The sequence below is a fragment of the Cedecea davisae genome, from assembly GCF_044095835.1.
GTDB lineage: Bacteria > Pseudomonadota > Gammaproteobacteria > Enterobacterales > Enterobacteriaceae > Cedecea > Cedecea davisae.
The window spans coordinates 1,220,016-1,240,933 of sequence record NZ_CP172054.1 but is presented as its reverse complement, the minus strand read 5'-3'; the positions used below and the strand labels follow the sequence as shown (position 1 = coordinate 1,240,933).

Annotated in this window: 17 protein-coding genes and 2 tRNA genes; 10 read left to right on the top strand and 9 right to left on the bottom strand. The window is 55.3% G+C overall.

Features of this window, described 5'->3' with window-relative positions; genetic code table 11:
- The first annotated feature begins 158 nt into the window (after positions 1-158).
- Positions 159-260 carry a membrane protein YpdK gene (gene ypdK, locus ACG1VR_RS06395; protein ID WP_209420414.1) on the top strand — a complete coding sequence of 34 codons (102 nt, stop codon included), beginning with the start codon at positions 159-161 and terminating at the stop codon, positions 258-260.
- 58 nt (positions 261-318) lie between these two features.
- Here ypdK and alaC read toward each other — a convergent pair whose 3' ends face one another.
- Positions 319-1,557, bottom strand: coding sequence for an alanine transaminase (gene alaC, locus ACG1VR_RS06390; protein ID WP_016537538.1), 1,239 nt, complete (start codon positions 1,555-1,557; stop codon positions 319-321).
- 241 nt (positions 1,558-1,798) lie between these two features.
- Between alaC and ACG1VR_RS06385 the strand changes: the two genes are divergently transcribed.
- Positions 1,799-3,040, top strand: coding sequence for a DUF1479 domain-containing protein (locus tag ACG1VR_RS06385; protein ID WP_395490487.1), 1,242 nt, complete (start codon positions 1,799-1,801; stop codon positions 3,038-3,040).
- 185 nt (positions 3,041-3,225) lie between these two features.
- On the opposite strand, the gene ACG1VR_RS06380 is transcribed toward ACG1VR_RS06385, so the two are convergent.
- Positions 3,226-4,368 carry an IS481 family transposase gene (locus tag ACG1VR_RS06380; protein WP_395488908.1) on the bottom strand — a complete coding sequence of 381 codons (1,143 nt, stop codon included), beginning with the start codon at positions 4,366-4,368 and terminating at the stop codon, positions 3,226-3,228.
- Between the two features lie 191 nt (positions 4,369-4,559).
- On the opposite strand from ACG1VR_RS06380, the gene ACG1VR_RS06375 reads away from it, so the two are divergent.
- Together ACG1VR_RS06375 and ACG1VR_RS06370 are read left to right on the top strand one after the other, a co-directional pair.
- Positions 4,560-6,263, top strand: a complete 1,704-nt coding sequence (locus ACG1VR_RS06375) for a LytS/YhcK type 5TM receptor domain-containing protein (RefSeq protein ID WP_395490486.1) — start codon at positions 4,560-4,562, stop codon at positions 6,261-6,263.
- Positions 6,260-6,988, top strand: a complete 729-nt coding sequence (locus ACG1VR_RS06370) for a LytTR family DNA-binding domain-containing protein (protein ID WP_016537542.1) — start codon at positions 6,260-6,262, stop codon at positions 6,986-6,988. The genes ACG1VR_RS06375 and ACG1VR_RS06370 overlap by 4 nt, the downstream gene beginning before the upstream one ends.
- Before the next feature lie 40 nt (positions 6,989-7,028).
- Here the strand turns inward: ACG1VR_RS06370 and glk are convergent, their stop codons facing one another.
- Positions 7,029-7,994, bottom strand: coding sequence for a glucokinase (glk, locus tag ACG1VR_RS06365; protein WP_016537543.1), 966 nt, complete (start codon positions 7,992-7,994; stop codon positions 7,029-7,031).
- 203 nt (positions 7,995-8,197) lie between these two features.
- Between glk and ACG1VR_RS06360 the strand changes: the two genes are divergently transcribed.
- Positions 8,198-9,430, top strand: a complete 1,233-nt coding sequence (locus tag ACG1VR_RS06360; RefSeq protein WP_395490485.1) for an ion channel protein — start codon at positions 8,198-8,200, stop codon at positions 9,428-9,430.
- Here ACG1VR_RS06360 and ACG1VR_RS06355 read toward each other — a convergent pair.
- Positions 9,427-11,088 carry an alpha-keto acid decarboxylase family protein gene (locus ACG1VR_RS06355; RefSeq protein WP_016537545.1) on the bottom strand — a complete coding sequence of 554 codons (1,662 nt, stop codon included), beginning with the start codon at positions 11,086-11,088 and terminating at the stop codon, positions 9,427-9,429. The genes ACG1VR_RS06360 and ACG1VR_RS06355 overlap by 4 nt on opposite strands.
- Positions 11,089-11,268: 180 nt before the next feature.
- Here ACG1VR_RS06355 and mgrA point away from each other — a divergent pair, with 180 nt between their 5' ends.
- Positions 11,269-12,258 (top strand): L-glyceraldehyde 3-phosphate reductase, encoded by a 990-nt coding sequence (gene mgrA / locus ACG1VR_RS06350; RefSeq protein ID WP_039898531.1) that lies wholly within the window; start codon positions 11,269-11,271, stop codon positions 12,256-12,258.
- A 155-nt stretch (positions 12,259-12,413) separates the two neighbouring features.
- The gene (locus ACG1VR_RS06345) at positions 12,414-12,740 is read left to right on the top strand and encodes a DUF2502 domain-containing protein (RefSeq protein WP_016537547.1); all 327 of its coding nucleotides are present in this window, start codon (positions 12,414-12,416) and stop codon (positions 12,738-12,740) included.
- Positions 12,741-12,790: 50 nt separating this feature from the next.
- Here ACG1VR_RS06345 and ACG1VR_RS06340 read toward each other — a convergent pair whose 3' ends face one another.
- Positions 12,791-14,029 carry an Nramp family divalent metal transporter gene (locus ACG1VR_RS06340; RefSeq protein ID WP_016537548.1) on the bottom strand — a complete coding sequence of 413 codons (1,239 nt, stop codon included), beginning with the start codon at positions 14,027-14,029 and terminating at the stop codon, positions 12,791-12,793.
- A 363-nt stretch (positions 14,030-14,392) separates the two neighbouring features.
- Here ACG1VR_RS06340 and ACG1VR_RS06335 point away from each other — a divergent pair, with 363 nt between their 5' ends.
- Positions 14,393-15,580: a NupC/NupG family nucleoside CNT transporter gene (locus tag ACG1VR_RS06335; protein WP_016537550.1), complete on the top strand. Its 1,188-nt coding sequence runs from the start codon at positions 14,393-14,395 to the stop codon at positions 15,578-15,580.
- A gap of 41 nt (positions 15,581-15,621) precedes the next feature.
- Here the strand turns inward: ACG1VR_RS06335 and ACG1VR_RS06330 are convergent, their stop codons facing one another.
- From ACG1VR_RS06330 to ACG1VR_RS06315, 4 genes are all read right to left on the bottom strand, one after another.
- Positions 15,622-17,259: a diguanylate cyclase gene (locus ACG1VR_RS06330; RefSeq protein WP_395490484.1), complete on the bottom strand. Its 1,638-nt coding sequence runs from the start codon at positions 17,257-17,259 to the stop codon at positions 15,622-15,624.
- Between the two features lie 12 nt (positions 17,260-17,271).
- Positions 17,272-19,476, bottom strand: a complete 2,205-nt coding sequence (locus ACG1VR_RS06325; RefSeq protein ID WP_016537552.1) for an EAL domain-containing protein — start codon at positions 19,474-19,476, stop codon at positions 17,272-17,274.
- A gap of 245 nt (positions 19,477-19,721) precedes the next feature.
- Positions 19,722-19,797, bottom strand: a tRNA-Ala gene (locus ACG1VR_RS06320).
- Between the two features lie 47 nt (positions 19,798-19,844).
- Positions 19,845-19,920: transfer RNA gene (locus ACG1VR_RS06315), tRNA-Ala, on the bottom strand.
- Between the two features lie 235 nt (positions 19,921-20,155).
- Between ACG1VR_RS06315 and ACG1VR_RS06310 the strand changes: the two genes are divergently transcribed.
- Positions 20,156-20,512 carry a YfeC-like transcriptional regulator gene (locus tag ACG1VR_RS06310; protein WP_071704105.1) on the top strand — a complete coding sequence of 119 codons (357 nt, stop codon included), beginning with the start codon at positions 20,156-20,158 and terminating at the stop codon, positions 20,510-20,512.
- A 47-nt stretch (positions 20,513-20,559) separates the two neighbouring features.
- Positions 20,560-20,910, top strand: a complete 351-nt coding sequence (locus ACG1VR_RS06305) for a YfeC-like transcriptional regulator (RefSeq protein WP_016537554.1) — start codon at positions 20,560-20,562, stop codon at positions 20,908-20,910.
- The last annotated feature ends 8 nt before the right edge of the window (positions 20,911-20,918 follow it).

Genomic DNA, 20,918 nt, shown 5'->3' with positions numbered 1-20,918 from the left:
AAAGTTCAAAAAATAGACAACTGTCACAATTTTGAGACACTTGTTTTCAATTTAGATTTGAGAGTACATTACCGCCGTCCGGGTAAGGTTTTACCCCCGAATGCCAGGCGGAGCGGCCATAAAAATCTGCGGCTTCACCTTATTATGTACCTGTTGAGATGCGCGTCAGCGCGGAGCTATGTGAAGTGAAATATTTTCTGATGGGTATTTCCGTGATTGTTGTGTTGTGGGCTGGCACCTTCTTCCTGATGGTTGAGTAACCGGCAGCGGGCAACAAGTCAAAAGAACAGGAGCCAGATGGCTCCTGTTTTCGTTTTATTATTCAGCACTCTCAGCGGCGTTTTTAGGCACCGGCGGCAGCAGGCCGTCGGCACGGAACATCGATTTAATGCCGCGCACGGCCTGGCGAATGCGATCCCGGTTTTCAATCAGCGCGAAGCGAACGTGAGTATCGCCGTAGTCACCGAAGCCAATCCCCGGCGAAACGCAGACTTTCGCTTCCTGAAGCAGTTTTTTAGCAAACTCCAGGGAGCCCATTGCCGCGTATTGTTCGGGAATTTTTGCCCACACGTACATTGATGCTTTCGGGCATTCAACCATCCAGCCCGCTTCATGCAGCCCTTTCACCAGCACGTCACGGCGGCGTTTGTACTGCTCGGCGATATCACGAACGCACTGCTGGTCCCCTTCCAGAGCAGCGATTGCCGCCACCTGTAGCGGCGTAAAGGTGCCATAGTCGTGGTAGCTCTTAATTCGTGCCAGAGCGCTAACCAGCTCCTGGTTGCCGACCATAAAGCCAATGCGCCAGCCCGCCATGTTATAGCTCTTGGAGAGCGTAAAGAATTCTACCGCCACGTCACGCGCGCCGGGAACTTCCATAATGGACGGTGCTTTCCAGCCATCATAAACAATGTCTGCGTAGGCAAGATCGTGGATAACCAGCACGTCGTACTGCTTCGCCAGAGCAACAACTTTTTCGAAAAACTCCAGCTCCACGCACTGCGCGGTTGGGTTAGACGGGAAGCCGAGAATCATCATTTTCGGTTTCGGATAGCTTTCACGAATCGCACGCTCCAGCTCGGCAAAGAAGTCCACGCCTTCCACCAGCGGCACGGAACGAACCTGCGCCCCGGCAATGACCGCCCCGTAAATATGAATGGGGTAGCTCGGGTTTGGCACCAGCACGGTATCGCCGTGATCCAACGTTGCCAGCATCAGGTGCGCCAGCCCCTCTTTGGAGCCGATGGTCACGATGGCTTCGCTTTCCGGGTCGATATCCACGTCGTAGCGGTCTTTGTACCAGCGCGAAATAGCACGACGCAGGCGGGGAATACCGCGTGAGGTTGAGTAGCCATGTGTATCTTCACGCTGCGCAACGGTGCAAAGTTTCTCGACTATGTGCGGCGGCGTGGCCCCGTCAGGGTTGCCCATGCTGAAGTCAATAATGTCTTCGCCGCGCCGACGCGCAGCCATCTTCAGTTCAGCGGTGATGTTAAAAACATACGGGGGAAGGCGATCGATACGCGAAAAACGACGTTTTGGACTGGAGTCAGCCATAAATTCCTCAGAGTCACGTTAGCGCCCGGACCGTCCGAGCGACGCTGCCACGTATGTGGCCTTTTTTGAAAATAGCCCGAATAAAAATCCCCTGTCGAGGGGGTAACGAAAAAATATTTCTTTTCCCCTAAAACGGGAAGCTTCATTCGAAAGTCATCTCTATTTCATTTAATCAATTAAGCTTAGATTAACCAGGTAGCAACAACCCAGCAACTTACTCTCTGATGAGATGGAGTCCCCTATGCACCTGGAAATTAACGATCTGCCAAAAGCTATCCGCGAGATAAAACAAAAGCTTCGCCAGGACTTGCCAAACTATCAGGCGGTATTCGCCGAACTTGAAGCCAACATTAGCCAGCAGATCGAAGAGATCCGCGGCGAGATGGCGCGCGGTGAGAATCCTGTTCCACAAATCAATGCCGATGACATTATTCATAATCGCGTCAGCGAGCAGCAAAAAGCGCTCATTCGCCAGCGCGGCTGCTGCACCATCAAAGGCGTATTCCCTCAGGCCACGGCTAATGGCTGGAACCAGGAGATAGGAAATTATCTTGAGCGTAATAATTTTGTAGAAAAGCTGAAAAATGCCGCAGAGGATAACTATTTCGGCACACTTGCCGACAGTAAGCCGCAAATTTACGGCATCTACTGGTCCAGGCCGCAGGTCGAGGCTCGCCAGCACGAACGTATGAAAGCGGTGCAGGTTTTCCTGAATAATCTCTGGGAAACGCAGAGCAACGGCAGGCAGCATTTTGATCCCGATCGCGTTGTCTCTTATGCCGACCGCACCCGCCGCCGCCCGCCACGCTCAAGCTCTCTTGGCCTTTCGCCGCATGTGGACGGCGGTTCGGTAGAGCGCTGGCTGGACGAAAACTTCCGTCACGTTTACCGTCACGTCTTCTCCGGCCAGTGGCGGGAGTACAGCCCTTTTGCCGCCGAAGGCAGGACGGAAGTGCGCGAATTCCCATCGCCCGCGGTGTGCTCAATGTTCCGCACCTTCCAGGGCTGGACGGCCCTGACGCCGCAGCGCAAGCACGGCGGCACGCTGAATCTGCTGCCGGTGGCCAATGCAATGGCCTATATTTTACTGCGAGCTTTGCAGGATGACGTACCGGAAGACTCTCTGTGCGAGGCGAAGCCTGGCAGAGCGTTATCCATTAACAAAGAGTGGCATCCCCTTTTATTGACTGGGATTTCCTCAATTCCAGATATGGAGCCGGGCGACACCGTATTCTGGCACTGCGACGTTATCCACTCGGTGGAGAACGAGCACCTCGGCGAGTTCGACAGCAACGTGATGTATATTGCCGCCGCGCCGTGGTGCGAGAAGAACGCCGAATACCTGCCGCGCCAGTGGGCTGCGTTTGTGGAGGGGAAATCTCCCCCTGACTTTGCCGCCGATGATTTCGAAGTTGATTTTGAAGGCCGGGCGACGGAGCAGGATTTAACGGCTGCCGGGCGGGAACAGCTGGGCGGGAAGTAACTGACCCTCACCCTCTCCCTGGAAGGGAGAGGGAATATTCTGTCCTGAGCACGCATTTATCTTTCCCTCTGCCCCTTCGGGGAGGCGAGATATTATTTCCAGGGCACGCATTTGTCCTTCCCCCTCGCCCCTTGTACGTTCCGGGGACATAGTAGACAGATGTTCGGGGACATAGTGAACACCTTTTAACATCTTTTACCCATGATGATCGACCGGTTCTTCAGGTCGATCATTCCCACTTTCGTGCTGTACCACCACACCTCATAACAACCGTCCTCACCGCTTTCCTTCAGCCCCACTCGCTCTCCCCTGAACGCTTTGCCCGCTTTCAGGCTGATACCTCTGATGCTCAGGCTTCCACTGATATCCACTTTTCTTACCGCCACGCCGTCATCGTACTCCGGCCCGGGAGCATCGCTTCTGTACTGTCTGGCCGAAGGCTGATAGCGCGAACCCGGGACCGCCATATTCAGTCCCTCATGCGGGCGTTCAAAGTTATAGACCTCCCGCCAGTGGTCAAATACCCGCTGGAGCTGGTCGCTGTCCGTGAACCATTTCCCCTGCAGAACCTCCGCCTTCAGACTGCGGTGAAAACGCTCGAGCTTGCCCTGCGTCTGGGGATGATAAGGCCGCGAGTGCCCCACCCGGATACCCTGACGCATCAGCCACAGCTCCAGCGCGGTCCAGGTCCCGGTGGTGTCTCCCCAGGGCGCCCCGTTATCCATGGTCATCCTCTCCGGCAGGCCATAGCGCTCAAACACCTTTGTCAGATGTGACTGCACGGTCTCACGCCGCTCGTTGTCGCAGTGCGTCAGGCAGAGTGAAAACCGGGAGTGGTCGTCCAGCAGCGTGAGGGGATGGCTGCGCCCACCGGCGAAGGGAAAGTGTCCCTTAAAATCCATCTGCCAGAGGGCGTTCGGCCTGCCGTGTTCGAAGCGACCGGCAGAGGGGATACCCGGCGGTACACCGGGTAGCAGGCCGTGACGGTGCATCAGGTTGTGCACGGTACTGACGGCAGGAAGGTGGTGCCCCTGCGCTTCCAGCCAGGCCTTAATCTTGCGGGCTCCCCAGCGGGGATGGGCCAGGTGTGCCTGCTGTAACAGGTCAGCCACCTGAGCGGCGGTGGCGTTGGGAGAATGATGGGGAGCCCGTGAGCGGTCAGCGAGGCCGGGAAGTCCGGCCTCGAGAAAGCGGCAAAGCCACTTATATCCGGTGGCGGGCGCGATGCCGAAGTGGCGACAGAGCGCCCGGATGTTAGCCCCGTCCTGCGAGGCAAAGTGAACAAACTCGTGACGTAATGACATGGTATCTCTCGCATCCCAGGGCATAAGCGACTCCGGAAGAGGGTTCTTATGCCGTAGTTGTAAGTGTCTACCATGTCCCCGAACAAGTGTTCACCATGTCTCCGGTATGTACACCCCTTCGGGGTGCGGGCGGGCTGAGGGGCAGCCCTTAACTGGAAACCCCCTGCAAATTTCCTTATCATTACCCCTTCCCCTCTGAGCCACGCGAGTATCCCGTGCACGAAATCCTTAATATGCTGCTGGCGGTGTTCGATCGCGCGGCGCTGATGCTTATTTGCCTGTTCTTCCTGATCCGCATCAGGTTGTTCCGCGAGCTGCTGCACAAAAATGCCCACACGCCAAAAGAGCTGCTGGCCGTTACCGCCATCTTTTCCATGTTCGCGCTGTTCAGCACCTGGTCCGGCGTGCCGGTAGAAGGCTCGCTGGTGAATGTGCGAATTATTGCCGTGATGTCGGGGGGGATTTTGTTCGGGCCGTGGGTCGGGATTATTACCGGGCTTATCGCCGGAACCCACCGCTATCTCATAGACATCGGCGGTATCACCGCTATTCCCTGTTTTATCACCAGCATTCTGGCCGGGGTTATCGCCGGTTGGATCAACCGCAAAGTGCCCAAAGACCGGCACTGGCGCGTGGGGATAATCGGCGGCATGTTATGCGAGACCATGACCATGATTCTGGTCGTGGCCTGGGCACCTTCGACCGCACTGGGCCTCGATATCGTGTCAAAAATCGGCGTGCCGATGATTCTCGGCTCGGTATCGATAGGTTTTATTATTCTGCTGGTGCGCAGCGTGGAGGGCGAAAAAGAAGCCAGCGCCGCTCGCCAGGCCAAGCTGGCGCTGGATATTGCCAATAAAACGCTGCCGCTTTTCCGCAAGGTCAACAGCGAGTCGCTGCGCCAAGTCTGTAAGATTATCCGCGAAGATATTGATGCTGACGCGGTGGCGATAACCGATACCGAAAAGGTGCTGGCCTACGTCGGGCTGGGGGAAAGTAATTATCATGAGAACGACCAGGCGTTCAGCCCGCGCACCCGTAAAGCGCTAAAAGAAGGCCGTATTATCATCCGCAACGATGACGAAGCCTGGCGCACGCCGGAGATTCACTCGCTTATCATTATTCCGCTTTGGGAAAAGGGCGTCGTAACCGGCACGCTGAAAATTTATTATCGCCATGCCCACCAGATAACCTCGACGCTACAGGAAATGGCCGTTGGCCTGTCGCAGATTATCTCCACTCAGCTGGAGGTTTCGCGGGCAGAGCAATTAAGAGAGATGGCGAACAAAGCCGAACTGCGGGCGCTGCAAAGTAAGATAAACCCGCACTTCCTGTTTAACGCGCTCAATGCTATCTCCTCCTCCATTCGCCTGAATCCGGACACCGCGCGGCAGCTTATCGTCAATCTGTCACGCTATCTGCGCTATAACATCGAGCTGAATGACGACGAGCTTATCGACATCCGCAAAGAGCTTTACCAGATAAAGGATTATATCGCCATTGAGCAGGCGCGCTTCGGCGACAAGCTGACGGTGATTTATAACATCGATGAAGAGGTAAACTGCCGCATTCCGAGCCTGCTTATCCAGCCGCTGGTTGAAAACGCCATCGTGCACGGCATTCAGCCCTGCAAAGGTAAAGGCGTGGTGACGATAAGTATTGAAGAGAGCGGCAACCGGGTGCGCATTGCGGTTCGGGATACCGGCAACGGTATCGATCCGAAGGTGATTGAGCGCGTGGAGAATAACGAAATGCCGGGCAATAAAATCGGCCTGCTGAACGTGCATCACCGCGTTCAGCTGCTGTACGGCGAAGGGCTGATCATTCGTCGCCTGGAGCCGGGAACCGAGATTGCGTTTTATGTACCGCGCGCCGTCCCAGCCGCCGCCGTTCGCCCACAGGAAGGGAAAGAAGCATGAAGGTCATCATTGTAGAAGACGAATTTCTCGCCCAGCAGGAGCTTAGCTGGCTGATTAAAAATCACAGCGAGATGGAGATTGTCGCCTCTTTTGACGACGGGATGGACGTGCTCAAATATTTACAGCATCACGAAGTGGACGCCATCTTTCTCGACATCAATATTCCGTCGCTGGACGGCGTGCTGCTGGCTCAGAACATCAGCAAGTTCGCCCATAAGCCGTTTATCGTGTTTATTACCGCCTGGAAAGAGCACGCGGTTGAGGCTTTCGAGCTGGAGGCTTTTGACTACATTCTGAAGCCCTACCAGGAGTCGCGCATCATCGGCATGCTGCAAAAGCTGGAGGCCGCTTATCAGCAGGTGTCCCAGCCAGCGGCCAGCCATGAAAACCGCGAAGCCACCACGATAAATCTGATGAAGGACGAGCGGATTATCGTTACCGACATCAACGATATTTACTACGCCGAAGCCCACGAAAAAATGACCTTCGTGTATACGCGCCGCGAGTCTTACGTGATGCCGATGAACATTACTGAATTTTGCAGCCGCCTGCCGGAGAGTCATTTCTTCCGCTGCCACCGTTCTTACGTGGTTAACCTGAGCAAAATTCGCGAGATAGAGCCGTGGTTCAATAACACCTACATATTGCGCCTGCGCGACCTGGATTTTCAGGTGCCGGTGAGCCGCAGCAAGGTGAAAGAGTTCAGGCAGCTGATGCGCCTTTAGAGGGAGAGATGGCGGGCGCAGTAGCTACGCCCGCGCAATATTACAGAACCTGCCCCAGCGTCTGGCGAAGATGCGCCCCGGCGCCCACCAGCCCCGGCTGGTCGTGAACAATCAGGTAAACAGGGATGTCTTTCACGTACTCTTTAAAGCGGCCTTTATCTTCAAAACCGCCGCGGAAGCCGGAAGCTTTAAAGAATTCGAGGAAACGAGGCACAATCCCGCCCGCAATATAAACCCCGCCAAAGGTGCTCATATTCAGCGCCAGGTTACCGCCAAAGCGCCCCAGAATAACGCAGAACAGAGACAATGCGCGGCGGCAGTCGGTGCAGCTGTCATCTACCGCACGTTCGGTAATATCCTTCGGCTGGTAGTTTTCCGGCTCGCGGCCGTCGGCTTTAACGATAGCGCGGTACAAATTCACCAGGCCCGGGCCTGAGAGTATACGCTCGTTAGAGACGTGGCCTATCTCCTGGCGCAGCTGGTGAAGAATAATCCCCTCTTCTTCGCTGTTCGGCGCAAAGTCCGAGTGGCCACCCTCGCCCGGCAGGCTTATCCAGCGCTTATCGACGTGCACCAGATGCGACACGCCCAGCCCGGTTCCGGCCCCGTAAACCACGACCGGTTTACCCTCGACCGGCTTGTCTCCGCCAAACTGGATCAGGTGTTCCGGTTTCATCATCGGAATGGCCATTGAAACAGCGGTAAAGTCGTTAATAATTTCCAGATGGCTGAAGCCAAGATTTTTCTTCATTTCGGACGTGGAAAACGCCCATGTGTGGTTGGTCATTGCCACCCAGTCACCGGTTACCGGGCAGGCGATAGCCACGCAGCCGGACTGCACGCTGATGTCATGCTCTTTGAGATAATGCTGGATAACTGCTTCGAGGCTCGGAAAGTCCAGCCCGGAGTAAGTCTTCGCTTGTGAAATATCACCATTACTCAAATCGCATAGAGCCAGACGTGCATTGGTGCCGCCGACATCTCCCACCAAAGCATATTTTGTCATTCTCAAACAGCTCCGCTAAAGTCAGAATAAGTTCTGGCAACACTGTAAAAGTAGCCAGCCGAAACAACAACGACCATCATCCTGCTGCGGCTTGATTGTTGAACCAGGTCACATTCTGGCTTTACCGTTTCAGCCCTGTTTGCAATGCGGCTTCTGGCTTTCGGGCGCGGAGCCGTTCGGCCCCCCTATTTTAAGGACTGACTATGCTCCATCCGCGAGCCAGAACCATGCTGGTTCTTTCCATTCCGGCTCTGATTATCGGCGTCTTTTCCAGCCTGGTGTTGATAGTCGTGATGAAGGTTGCCGCTGCGCTCCAGGGCTTTTTGTGGGTCACGCTGCCCGCCGGGCAGGGTTACAGTCCGCATTCGCCGTTCTGGATAATCACGATCCTGACGTTAACCGGCATAGCCGTTGGGCTGGTGCTGCGTTTTTTGCCGGGGCACGGCGGCCCCGACCCGGCAACCGAGCCGCTGATTGGGGCTCCGGTTCCGGCGATGGCCGTCCCCGGCCTGATTCTGGCGCTGGTGATTGGGCTGGCCGGGGGCGTTAGCCTTGGTCCGGAGCACCCGATTATGGCGGTGAATATTGCGCTCGCGGTAGCCCTTGGCGCTCGTGTGCTGCCGAAGGTTAGCCCGCTGGACTGGACTATCCTTGCTGCGGCAGGCACCATCGGCGCGCTATTTGGAACCCCGGTTGCCGCCGCGCTTATCTTTTCTCAAACGCTCGGTGGCAATAACGAAGTCCCGCTTTGGGACAGGCTGTTTGCCCCGCTGATGGCCGCCTCCGCCGGGGCGCTAACCACCAGCATCTTTTACCACCCTCACTTCGCGTTGCCGGTTGCCAGCTACCCGGAAATGCATATTGAAGACATCTTTAGCGGCGCAGTGGTCACGGCCATCGCCGTTGCGATGGGTATGGTTGGCGTCTGGTGCCTGCCGCGCCTGCACCGCCTGATGCATCAGCTAAAACACCCGGTGCTTATCCTTGGCGTTGGCGGCTTTATGCTTGGTCTGCTGGGGGTTATCGGCGGGGAGATTACGATGTTTAAAGGGCTGGATGAAATGCGCCAGCTGGCGATTTCCGACTTTTCAGTCTCTTCGCTGCTGCTGTTTGCAGTGGTGAAGCTGGCGGCGCTGGTTATTGCCGCCGCCAGCGGGTTCAGGGGCGGGCGTATTTCCCCGGCGGTGTTTGTCGGCGTGGCGCTGGGCATGATGCTGCATCAGCACGTGGACGCCGTTCCGGCGGCCATTACGCTTTCCTGCGCGGTGCTGGGCCTGGTGCTGGTTGTCACGCGTGACGGCTGGCTCAGCCTGTTTATGGCGATGGCTGTCGTACCCGACGTCAAACTGCTGCCGCTGTTATGCATCGTGATGTTACCCGCCTGGCTGCTGCTGGCGGGTAAACCCCTGATGATGGCCGGGCGACCGAACCGCTAGTGTTCCATTTCCGAGTTGCGCTTGCCGAGCGAGCTGGTTACCGCCCGCAGCAGCTCTGGAATGTCCTGCTTCGGCAGCATAATCTCTATCAGCGCCAGCCTTTCCGGGCTGGCCAGTTTTTCCATCACCGCCGCAAGCTGCGCCGTTTCTGTCACTCGCCAGCACTCCGCTTGCCCGTCCACGCTCAGCGCCTGCGGCAGCCGCGTCCAGTCCCAGGCGGCTATATCGTTGTAGCGCTGTTCAGGGCCGTGAATGGCGCGTTCAACCGTATAACCGTCGTTGTTCAACAGCAGCACGACAGGTTTCTGCCCGTCCCGCAGCATGCTTCCCAGTTCCTGAATAGTGAGCTGCGCTGAGCCGTCGCCAATTAGCAGCAATACGCGCCTGTTCGGGTGGGCGGTTTGCGCCCCAAATGCGGCGGGCAGCGTATAGCCGATAGATCCCCAAAGCGGCTGAGCAATAAAAGTGACTCCCTCAGGAAGCGTCAGCGCCGCGGCACCGAAAGCAGCCGTCCCCTGGTCAGCCAGCACGATATCTCCCGGCTGAAGCGCATTTTGCAGAGTGTGCCAGAGCGCATGCTGGTCGAGCTTGTCGCCATTGCCGGGCTGTAGCTCCGATGGCCTTTGCGTCGCCGCTGGCCACGCGGAGGCCTGCCGTTTGCAGAGCTGATGCAGAACGTCTACCGCCTGCGCCATAGAGATGCCGCTAAACCAGCGCTCACCCACGCGAACCGCATTGGGCTGAACGTCTATCGTCTGCTGCTGGCTTAGCTTCTGGCTGAAGCCTGCGGTTATGGTGTCGGTAAATCTTACGCCCACGCAAATGACCACCCCGGCGCTTTCAATGCCCTGCCGTACCTGCGGCTCGCTGGCGGCCCCGCTGTAGGTGCCGAGAAAGCCCGGTTTACTCTCATCAAACAGGCCTTTGCCCATCAGCAATGAGGCGTGAGGCATTGGCGTGCCGTCCATCCATTGCTGGAGCGCCTCCTGCAGCCCATAACGCAAGGCAAGGAAGTCCGCCAGCAGAGAAGCGCTGCGGCTTTCGGCAATTTTTGCCTGGGCGCAGTGGCGGAACGCTTCCAGCGTGGCGGGCTCAGCAGCGGCGGCGGCAACATCCAGCCGTTTTGTCGGCCTGGTTGCAGGGGCTTCTGCCACGTCGCTCGGCAGCAGCAGGTAGCCGGGGCGCTGCTGTTTTAACGCTTCCAGGATAACGCGGTCTATTTCAGTACAGGCGTTGGCGGGGGTAAGCGTGGCCTGCGCGACAGAAACCTCTTCGGCAATACGCAGAAAATGCCGGAAGTCGCCGTCGCCCAGCGTGTGGTGCAGCAATTCGCCGCGCTGCTGGGCATGGCTATTTGGCGCGCCCACGATGTGAATAACCGGGAGGTGTTCGGCGTAGCTACCGGCCACGCCGTTAAGCGCGCTTAACTCACCCACGCCAAAAGTAGTTAACAACGCCGCCGCACCTTTGCAGCGGGCGTAACCATCGGCGGCGTAGGCCGCATTAAGCTCGTTGGCACAGCCCACCCAGGCGAGTTCAGGGTGGGCAATAACATGGTCGAGAAAAACCAGGTTGTAGTCCCCCGGCACGCCAAAAAGATGGCGGATCCCACATTCATTTAGCCGGTCGACCAGATAGTCTGCCACACAGTAGCGCATAGGGTTTTCCTTCTATGGGTGCTTGCTGTGAGTATTGGAGAATCGGGATCGGTGTCGAGAATATATCCTATTTAGCAGGTGGAAACCGACGTTTACAGAGGAATGAGCGTGATTCTGATAGCCACCGCCCTTGTGAAAACGTATACACTAAATCCTCTGTTCCCGATAAGGATAACGATAATGACCTGGCAGCCCAATCCCGACCGCTACGCTTCTATGGAGTACCGTCGCTGCGGCCGCAGCGGCCTGAAATTGCCCGCTATCTCACTTGGCCTCTGGCACAATTTTGGCGACGAAACGCTGCTGGAAACCAGCCGCCAGCTGCTGAGAAAGGCTTTTGATTCAGGCATCACCCATTTCGATCTCGCCAATAATTACGGGCCGCCGCCGGGGTCGGCTGAGGCCAATTTTGGCCGCATCCTGCGGGAAGATTTCCCCGCCCTGCGCGACGAGCTGATTATCTCTACCAAAGCGGGCTACACCATGTGGGACGGGCCTTACGGCGACTGGGGTTCGCGTAAATATCTACTCGCCAGTCTGGACCAAAGCCTGCGCCGGATGGACCTGGAATACGTGGATATTTTCTATCACCACCGCCCGGACCCGGAAACGCCGCTCGAGGAGACAATGCGCGCCCTCGACCATGTCGTACGCCAGGGCAAGGCGCTGTACGTCGGGCTCTCGAATTACCCGGCGGAGCTGGCGGAAAAGGCAATTGAGATCCTCAACCAGCTTGGCACACCGTGCCTAATCCATCAGCCGCGCTATTCAATGTTTGAACGCTGGGTTGAAGGCGGGCTGCTGGATCTACTCCAGGCTAAAGGCGTCGGCAGTATTGCGTTTTCACCCCTCGCGGGCGGCCAATTAACCGACCGTTATCTGGCAGGCATTCCGGCGGACTCGCGCGCCGCCAGCGGCAGCCGCTTCCTCAACCCGGAGCAAATCACTCCCGAAAAGCTCGATAAAGTACGCAGGCTTAACGACATTGCGCTCGGGCGCGGGCAGAAGCTTTCCCAGATGGCGCTGGCCTGGGTGCTGCGAGATGATAAAGTCACTTCGGTGTTAATTGGCGCCAGTAAAATCAGCCAGATTGAGGATGCCGTCGGCATGCTCGCCCGACGCCAGTTTAGCCAGCAGGAGCGTGAGGCCATCGAAGCCATTCTGGTGTAACCGCTTACCCTTCTGCCCAGAGAAGACGATTATCTTTAACAAAAAGTGCTGCCGCCGCTGATTTAGGAGTTGTGTAGTTCATCGTCCCGCTAGCCGGTTTGTAATATTGTGTTAACAGGCCGCCGGTGCGGCTACGGGAACCAAGGAGAGAAAGTATGTTCAGGTCACTGATGCTTGCCATTGCCTTACTGGTAGCGGCACCGCTGGTTGCCAATGCGGGGGAAATCACCTTGCTGCCATCGGTAAAATTGCAGATTGGCGATAGGGATTATCGCGGTAATTACTGGGACGGCGGCAAATGGCGCGACAGGGACTACTGGCACCGTAACTATGAATGGCGCGATCGCGGCTGGCACCACCACCGTGGCTGGGATCGCAACTGGAAACGGGGCCCAAGCAGCTACGAGCGCGGCTACCGCGAAGGCTGGAATGACCGCGATGACCATCGTGGGCGTGGCCGGGGTCACGGGCATCATCACTAAGATAGATAAAGGGCCGGTTTAACCGGCCCTTTTTACTTTACCCGGCAAACTTAGTTGCCAAACAGCGTACCGAAAATAAGCCACAGGTTGAGCGTCACCACCAGGGCCACAATCGCCCAGCCCACCAGTTTCACCCAGCGGACGTTAACCAGGTCGCCCATCAGTTTTTTATCGCTGGTAAAGATAAGCAGCGGCACCAGCGCCAGCGCGATACCAAAGCTCAGCAACACCTGGCTCATCACCAGAATTCTGGTGGGATCTAATCCCATCAGAATCACGACAAAAGACGGCGCCATGGTAATAGCCCGGCGCACCCAAAGCGGAATGTAGAAGCGTACGAAGCCCTGCATCACCACCTGCCCGGCCAGCGTGCCGACAACCGTTGAAGAGAGGCCGGCCGCCACCAGGCTAAGACCAAAAATGGTCGCCGCGCCGTGGCTCAGCAGCGGTTCCAGCGTTTTGTACGCATCTTCCAGTTCGGCAATGCCGGTATGCCCGGTAAAGTGGAATGCCGCCGCCGCGGTCGCCATCATCGCCAGGTTCACAAAGCCCGCGATAGTCATCGCGATGCCCACGTCCCATTTTGTCGCGGAATAACGCTCCGCCCGGTTACCGGCATGCAGATGCTGGGTCAGCGAAGAGTGCAGGTAAATAACGTGCGGCATAATGGTTGCGCCCAGTACGCCAGCGGCAAGGAATACCGCCTCCGAGGTTGGCAGACTCGGGATTAGCATCCCCTTCCCTAACTCGGCAAATTTTGGCTGAGAGAAGATAAGCTCGACAATATATGCCGCCGCAACGAACAGCAGCAGCCCGCCGATGACTTTTTCCAGCGGCTTTTGCCCCCGGCTTTGCAGCATCAGGATCAGGAAAGTGGCAATCCCGGTCAGCACCGCGCCCTGTAACAGCGAGACGCCGAGAATAAGCTTAAAGCCGATGGCCGCGCCGATAAACTCAGCCAGATCCGTCGCCATGGCAATAATCTCTGCCTGCACCCAGTAGATCCAAACCAGCGGGCGCGGGTAATGGTCACGAATTTGCTCGGCAAGGTTTTTGCCGGTGGCTATCCCTAGCTTGGCCGAAAGCACCTGAATCATGGCGGCCATCAGGTTAGCCCAAACCACCACCCACAGCAGCTGGTAGCCATAGCTGGCCCCGGCCTGAATATTGGTCGCGAAGTTACCGGGGTCGATGTAGCCGATAGCGGCGATAAACGCAGGCCCCATTAACGCCAGGCGTAGTTTGCGCGCGGTTCGCCCGGTGCTGCTGTCAATGCGACTGTTTGTCATCTTCTGCCTCTGAGATATAGCCTTTGCTATGTTTTATGCTATCAAAGTGAGAATGATTATCAAGTTCATTTAGTGCCGGGAAATTGATTTCTCTGATAGCTGAAAACGATGAGCAGGAGGCGTGAGATGGCGATTCTGGATGCCGGTTAACGGATTAACATTTGAACAACATGTAAACTGTTTACCGCAAGTCCTAACGTAACTTTTAGCTTCTTTACTTAACATAGCAGAAATGTATGGTGGATCACTATTTTTGCGTTCCGTCACAGCTCATCACTATAGTGTGGAATTGATCTCGTTTTCTTATTGCTTGTTACATAGAATGTGCAACGAAATTAAACCTGCCTCATATTTGGAGCAAATATGTCCCGCGTTTTGCACTTTGTTTTAGCGCTTGCTGTGGTCGCGCTGCTGGCTCTGCTGGTTAGCCCTAACCGCAAGCAAATTCGTATTCGCTTTGTCATTCAACTGTTGGTTATCGAAGTTTTACTGGCCTGGTTCTTCCTGACCTCTGATGTCGGCCTGGGCTTTGTAAGAGGCTTCTCCGAGATGTTCGAGAAGTTGCTTGGCTTCGCCAACGAAGGGACAAACTTTGTGTTCGGCAAAATGAACGACGAAGGTCTGGCATTCTTCTTCCTGAAAGTGCTGTGTCCTATCGTGTTTATTTCTGCGCTGATCGGTATTTTGCAGCACATTCGCATTCTGCCGATTGTTATCCGCGCTATCGGTACCGTGCTTTCTAAAGTCAACGGTATGGGTAAGCTGGAATCCTTTAACGCCGTAAGCTCGCTGATTCTGGGACAGTCAGAAAACTTTATTGCCTATAAGGATATTCTCGGCAAGATGTCGCGCAACCGCATGTACACCATGGCGGCAACCGCTATGTCTACCGTGTCGATGTCGATTGTGGGTGCCTACATGACCATGTTGCAGCCAAAATACGTGGTTGCCGCGCTGGTGCTGAACATGTTCAGTACCTTTATCGTGCTGTCGCTTATCAACCCGTACCGCGTGGACGAGAAAGAAGAAGACCTGCAGATGTCTAACCTGCACGAAGGCCAAAGCTTCTTCGAAATGCTCGGCGAGTACATTCTGGCAGGTTTCAAAGTTGCGATTATCGTTGCCGCGATGCTGATTGGCTTCATCGCCCTGATCTCCGGCCTGAACGCGCTGTTCGCCGCCGTGCTGGGTATCTCCTTCCAGGGCATTCTGGGCTACATCTTCTACCCGGTTGCATGGGTGATGGGCGTACCGTCCGGCGAAGCATTACAGGTGGGCAGTATCATGGCGACCAAACTGGTTTCCAACGAATTCGTTGCCATGATGGACCTGCAGAAGATTGCCAGCAGCCTGTCTCCGCGTGCGGAAGGCATCCTGTCCGTGTTCCTGGTCTCCTTCGCTAACTTCTCTTCTATCGGGATTATCGCCGGCGCGATTAAAGGCCTGAACGAAGAACAGGGTAACGTGGTTTCCCGCTTCGGCCTGAAGCTGGTCTACGGCTCCACTCTGGTCAGTATCCTCTCCGCTTCCATCGCGGCGCTGGTTATCTGATTTAGCCTGATGAAGAAGCCGGGGCATCTCCCCGGCTTTTTTTATGCCTGCAATTCGCCGTCTTCACGCCAGCATACCCGGTTTCTCCCCTGCTGCTTGGCGTAATATAGCCGGATGTCCGCCAGGCTCTGTATCTGCTCCAGCGTGCCCTCCGGCTCCTCTTCGTGGGAAGCAACACCCAGCGAAGCGCTCACCAGCAGACTCTCGCCATCGGCAAGCTTCAGCGGCGTATTGACCAGCATTTTGCGTACCCGCTGCGCCACGGCAACCGCCGCGTGCAGGTCGGTATTGGGCAGATAGATACAGAACTCCTCTCCGCCGATGCGCCCAACAATATCCTGGCTGCGGATCGCCTGCTGAATACAGCGCGAGGCGTGGCTTAGCACCTGGTCACCTACCTGATGACCAAAGCGGTCATTAACCCTCTTAAAGTGATCGAGATCCAACTGAATGAGCGAGTAGTCAACGTAGTGGGGGCTAATCCTGGCGGTCGTTTCAAAGAACCCGCGGCGGTTAAGCACCTCGGTTAAATGGTCGTGGAGCGCATGCCGGTGCATCTCTTGTTGCAAAGAGCCCATATTGCGAACCAGGCGGCAAATCATGCGGTGCGACCCCAGCAAGATGAACATGACAATCAGCCACATCACCACCAGCAGCACGCTAAAACGGCCAAAGTCTTCATGCAGGCCCTGGCCGATAGTCTGAATGCTGACGAGGACGGCTCCGGTGCCCATCACTTTCCCGAAGGTGACATAGGCGTGGCTAAAGCGCAGGGTTCCCCGCGAGGCATGAGACAGACTTTCGAGAATGGCCTGGCGCTGAGGTTCGCTGAGCCGGTAGCCATTTTGCGAGCCAACCGCCTGGGTCAGCGGGTTGAGCTGCTCGTCAAATAACAGATAGGCGCTTTGCGTGCCTTCCGGCAGCGAGCTGGAGAGAAACATTTGCAGCGTTTCGGTGGTCACCGCGATGCCGAATAACCCGATCCACTGGTTGTCAAAATCCACCGGCAGCGAGCCGTTAATCAGCGTTTGATTGGTGCCGGGGATGTTCTGCCTCGTCCAGAATGAGCCGCGCGAGGGATTTAGCAGCGGCGAACCCAGCACAAAAGATCCCTGCTGGTGCAGAGGGTTAGCGCTCTCGATAAGCAGCTGATTCACCTCCTGCGAGAGCGAAGCGATAAACGCCCCGGAGCGGGACATATAGTAGATATTGGAAGAGAGATGGTTCCCACCGCCCGCCAGGGGGAAGAGATCCTGAATCTCACGCAGCGCCTGGTACTCTCTGCGCGTCAGCAGTTCTTTTTGATCATTTTTTTCCGGCTCAGCGACGCTGTCAGGAATAGGCAAGTTGCGGATCCAAAGATGCGCCATCCCTTTTTTGTCACCAGCCAGCATAGAAAGCCGGGACAGCGGCGTGAACAGAGGCTCGTCCAGGGTCTCAATAAACATGCGCCGCAGGTAGCGCAGGTTGTCGATTTGATACTGAGATTTGGTTTCCAGCCGGGCTATCACGCTTTCAAGGTGGCTAAGCTGGCTGGTGCGATAGCCGTGATTAAACAGCTCGCCCTGCTGCCAGAACAGGAAAGTAATCAGCAAGAAAAGCGACAGAAAGCAGACATGGGTAATGCGCAATGTCTTTTCCATCGGCTGGTGAAAGTGGCTCATCAACGAGGTGCTCACGGTGATTCCTTTTTACGGCGCAAAGGATAGCGATCGACTTTCCAGCAGGTGCAGCGGTTCAGGCCGCCCCACCAGATAACCTTGCAGGAACTGGACACCAAGCTGCAGCAGAATTTCGCGCTGCTCTTCCGTTTCGACATACTCGGCCACCACGGTCAGCGGTTTGGCTGCCGCCAGCTCACAGATGGATTTCACAATCAGCTTATCCATAACGTCGCTGGTGATATCGCGGACAAAGCAACCGTCAATTTTGATGATATCGGCCTGCAGGTTTTTAAGGCGCTCATAGTTAGCGTAGCCTGTTCCGAAATCATCGATAGCAATCCTGAAGCCATTCTCGCGCAGCAGGGCAATATTATGGTTTGACGTTTCGGAGTGGGAAAATGCCTGCTCTTCCGTAACCTCAATCACCACCGCGCTGGTCGGTACTTTGAATGAGCTAAACAGCGCCATAACCTGCCGGGCAATATCCTTCTGCATCAGCGTCAGGGGCATTAGATTGACCGAAAAACGAGGCTGCCGGGCGTCACCGGGATGCTTTGCCAGCCAAGCCAGCAGCTTTTTAAGAACCATCAGGTCAAAGCGGGTGCTGAGGTTAAATTCGGCAATAATCGGGATAAACTTATCCGGCCCGATGGTCTGGCCGTCCACTATCAGGCGGCTGAGAATTTCGTGGTAGCCCTGCCCCTGATGGTTAACAATCGGCTGGGCGTAAAGCTCAAATGCTTCTTCATCCAGCGCGCGTTTTACCTTCTGCAACAGCAGCACGCGCTCGGTGGTCTGCCCCGAAACAGCCGCCTGCCTGGAGTCCAGCCCCAAAACGCGGTGTGCGCCGCTGGCCTTCTCTGCCAGATAACTCAGTTGCCCAAGCGTGCGTTGCAGTTCTGCTGGCGTATCGACAACGCCCCAGGCGGCACCATATTCAATTTCCAGCGCGGCGTTATGCCACTGGATTTTCTTATTATTTAGCTGCTCAACAAAATAGGTTAAACGCGCTTCAGATTCATCGCCTCGCAAAAAAATCAGCAGTTCGCTTCCCGGCAGCTGAAATATTTCCTCACCTTCCAGCAGCCACGGCTGTAATTCTCTGGCGATGGTTTTCTTGCAATATATACGCATCATCATGCCGTAATGGCGGCTGAGAAATTCAAAATTGGCCATTCTCAGGCAGCATAAAGCCCCTAAAGGATAACGCCTGATATGCTGTTCGAGTGCTCGCAGGTTAGGCAATTGTGTTAAAGGGTCAGTCAGCGCCTGCTGGTGATAAATACGCTTCATCAGCTCGTTTTTATGATACGAAATAGCCATATAGAGCAGACAAACGGTAAAGGAGATAAATACCGAAAGGATAAACGACAGAGCATATTGCGTATTTACGCCCTGTAAAAAACTGGTGTTGTAGGTCAGCAACACCCAGGCAGAAATCCCCCACAGCAGGGAAACCAGCCGCGAGCCAAGGCGGCGGATGCCGAGCGTGAATAACACAAAGACCAGCGGCACCAGGTAACCGGAAATCAGTTCGCTGTGCCACGGAGAACACATCATCAACAGGTAAATCACCCATGCCGCCAGCCAGCATGGCGTAAAGAGGCGGTGCTTATCCTGCCGATAGTGCCGGACGCAGCGCCGCCAGAACCCCACCGCAAAACGCGGGTTAAGCAGCATGCGCAGCGGGAAATAGAACAGCGGAGTGAAGATAAGCGACGCCACCACCAGGTTGAGCACGTCGACAATCATATAGATTGCCGAACCACTGCCGAAGAAAGGCGCAAGTTCAGGCGGGTACGCTATCACCCTCCCCATCATGTACATCAGCAGTTTAATGGTAAAAGGTGCGATAAACCCCAGCCAAAAAAAGCGCGCACCGGTGTTCTTATTGGGCAAACCAAAGCGCCAGCGCGAGCCGATATAACGCCAGCTAATCAGGCTGGTTAACAACAGCGGGAATAACAGACAAAAAACAAAGGCGGCCAGCGGGACAAAGGGTAAATCAAGCAGCAATGAATAAATTATCAACGTTCCGACGGCTAAAGGGAAAATCACCGCCCGGCCATAAATAATAATCATTGCGGTGATGAAACTTAACGGGAGATAGGCCAGATAGGTTTTATGTCCGTCCACCAGGGTAGTGGGAGAAATATAGCGCGAGAAAGGAATAAACAGGAAACACAGAGCCAGAGCAATCGCTATTTTTCTTATCATCTTGTGAATAACCATAGGCCGCAGTGTTAAGTTTATGTAATCGCTGAATTATTAATTTTGGGCGGAAAGAATACGTTTATTTATTAAGCGAATCAAGTTCACAAAATGCCATAAGCGAAATCTAATAGTCCCGCATAAATAATAGAACAATCGGGTGTAAAGGGAGGAGTTTTTACCCGGAGCGGGTCTGGCGGGGCGAAAAACAGATTGAGCCGAAGCTTAAATGCAAAAACCCCCGCCGAAGCGAGGGTTTTAAATTTTGGTGGAGCTAAGCGGGATCGAACCGCTGACCTCTTGCATGCCATGCAAGCGCTCTCCCAGCTGAGCTATAGCCCCACGGACAGGCTTTGTTTTTACGGTACAAATCTTGCTGGAGGAAGATTTGGTGGAGCTAAGCGGGATCGAACCGCTGACCTCTTGCATGCCATGCAAGCGCTCTCCCAGCTGAGCTATAGCCCCGAACCGTAAAGACCTTGTCGTGTTGACGGGCGGCATAATATGAAACCCAACATAAGGTGTCAACGCCAAATTGTTCTTCTGCGATCAATCGCCTAAAAAGCCAGCGCCTCAGGCAAATCCCGGTTGCATATCATCCCGTTGTAGTTAATTCTGTCACAGTTTCCGGTAAGTCAGTTCAATAAAATGAACCTCGAATGACTTGCTACCCGCACGGCCACAATGAAAAGGAATCACTGTGCTCAAGGAAAGAATGACACCCGAAGAATTAGCCGATATGACCGGCTACAGCCGCCAGACCATCAATAAATGGGTTCGCAAAGAAAAGTGGACCACCTCGCCAAAACCTGGCGTTCAGGGCGGTAAAGCCCGGCTTATCCACATCAACGAGCAGGTTCGGGAGTTTATCAACAGCGCACGCCGGGTCACGGACACCAATGTTCGCTACAGCGTGAACGATGCCTCTCTGGAAAATCTGCTGCTTAACTCGGTGCAGCAAATGTCGGAAAGCGAGCAGCACAAAATGTCCGCCATGCTGCTGCGCGACGGGATTGCTGGCCTGCTTAAGCGTCTTGGTATCCGGGATAACGAGTAATCTCCCAACCGTTTCCCGCTGGAGTCAGGGAAAATAAAGGATTGCAAATGTTTAAGGATAAAATGACCCCCAATGAGCTGGCGGAGATGACGGGCTACAGCCGTCAGACCGTCAACAAATGGGTCAGGGAAAAAAACTGGGAAACCTGCAAAAAAGAGGGCGTCCAGGGCGGCAGGGCACGATTTATTTATATGTCCGAACCGATACTCACGTTTATCTACAACACCCGCCGCATGAACGACAAAGTGGCTCTCTATAAAGCCAACCAGTCTCCGCTGGAACAGCTTATGCTAAATGCCCTGCGCGATTTGTCAGAAACAGAACAGCGACAAATGTCCTCCTTGCTGGAGCGCGAAGGCCTCGACGGCATACTAAGACGCCTCGGTATCCGAAATTAAGCATAAAA

Coding starts and splice junctions, on each gene's coding strand:
- ypdK (WP_209420414.1), top strand. CDS start 159: ATGCGCGTCAGCGCGGAGCTATGTGAAGTGAAATATTTTCTGATGGGT.
- ACG1VR_RS06370 (WP_016537542.1), top strand. CDS start 6,260: ATGAAGGTCATCATTGTAGAAGACGAATTTCTCGCCCAGCAGGAGCTT.
- glk (WP_016537543.1), bottom strand. CDS start 7,994: ATGACAAAATATGCTTTGGTGGGAGATGTCGGCGGCACCAATGCACGT.
- alaC (WP_016537538.1), bottom strand. CDS start 1,557: ATGGCTGACTCCAGTCCAAAACGTCGTTTTTCGCGTATCGATCGCCTT.
- ACG1VR_RS06385 (WP_395490487.1), top strand. CDS start 1,799: ATGCACCTGGAAATTAACGATCTGCCAAAAGCTATCCGCGAGATAAAA.
- ACG1VR_RS06380 (WP_395488908.1), bottom strand. CDS start 4,368: ATGCCCTGGGATGCGAGAGATACCATGTCATTACGTCACGAGTTTGTT.
- ACG1VR_RS06355 (WP_016537545.1), bottom strand. CDS start 11,088: ATGCGCTACTGTGTGGCAGACTATCTGGTCGACCGGCTAAATGAATGT.
- ACG1VR_RS06340 (WP_016537548.1), bottom strand. CDS start 14,029: ATGACAAACAGTCGCATTGACAGCAGCACCGGGCGAACCGCGCGCAAA.
- ACG1VR_RS06335 (WP_016537550.1), top strand. CDS start 14,393: ATGTCCCGCGTTTTGCACTTTGTTTTAGCGCTTGCTGTGGTCGCGCTG.
- ACG1VR_RS06305 (WP_016537554.1), top strand. CDS start 20,560: ATGTTTAAGGATAAAATGACCCCCAATGAGCTGGCGGAGATGACGGGC.
- ACG1VR_RS06325 (WP_016537552.1), bottom strand. CDS start 19,476: ATGGTTATTCACAAGATGATAAGAAAAATAGCGATTGCTCTGGCTCTG.
- mgrA (WP_039898531.1), top strand. CDS start 11,269: ATGACCTGGCAGCCCAATCCCGACCGCTACGCTTCTATGGAGTACCGT.
- ACG1VR_RS06345 (WP_016537547.1), top strand. CDS start 12,414: ATGTTCAGGTCACTGATGCTTGCCATTGCCTTACTGGTAGCGGCACCG.
- ACG1VR_RS06360 (WP_395490485.1), top strand. CDS start 8,198: ATGCTCCATCCGCGAGCCAGAACCATGCTGGTTCTTTCCATTCCGGCT.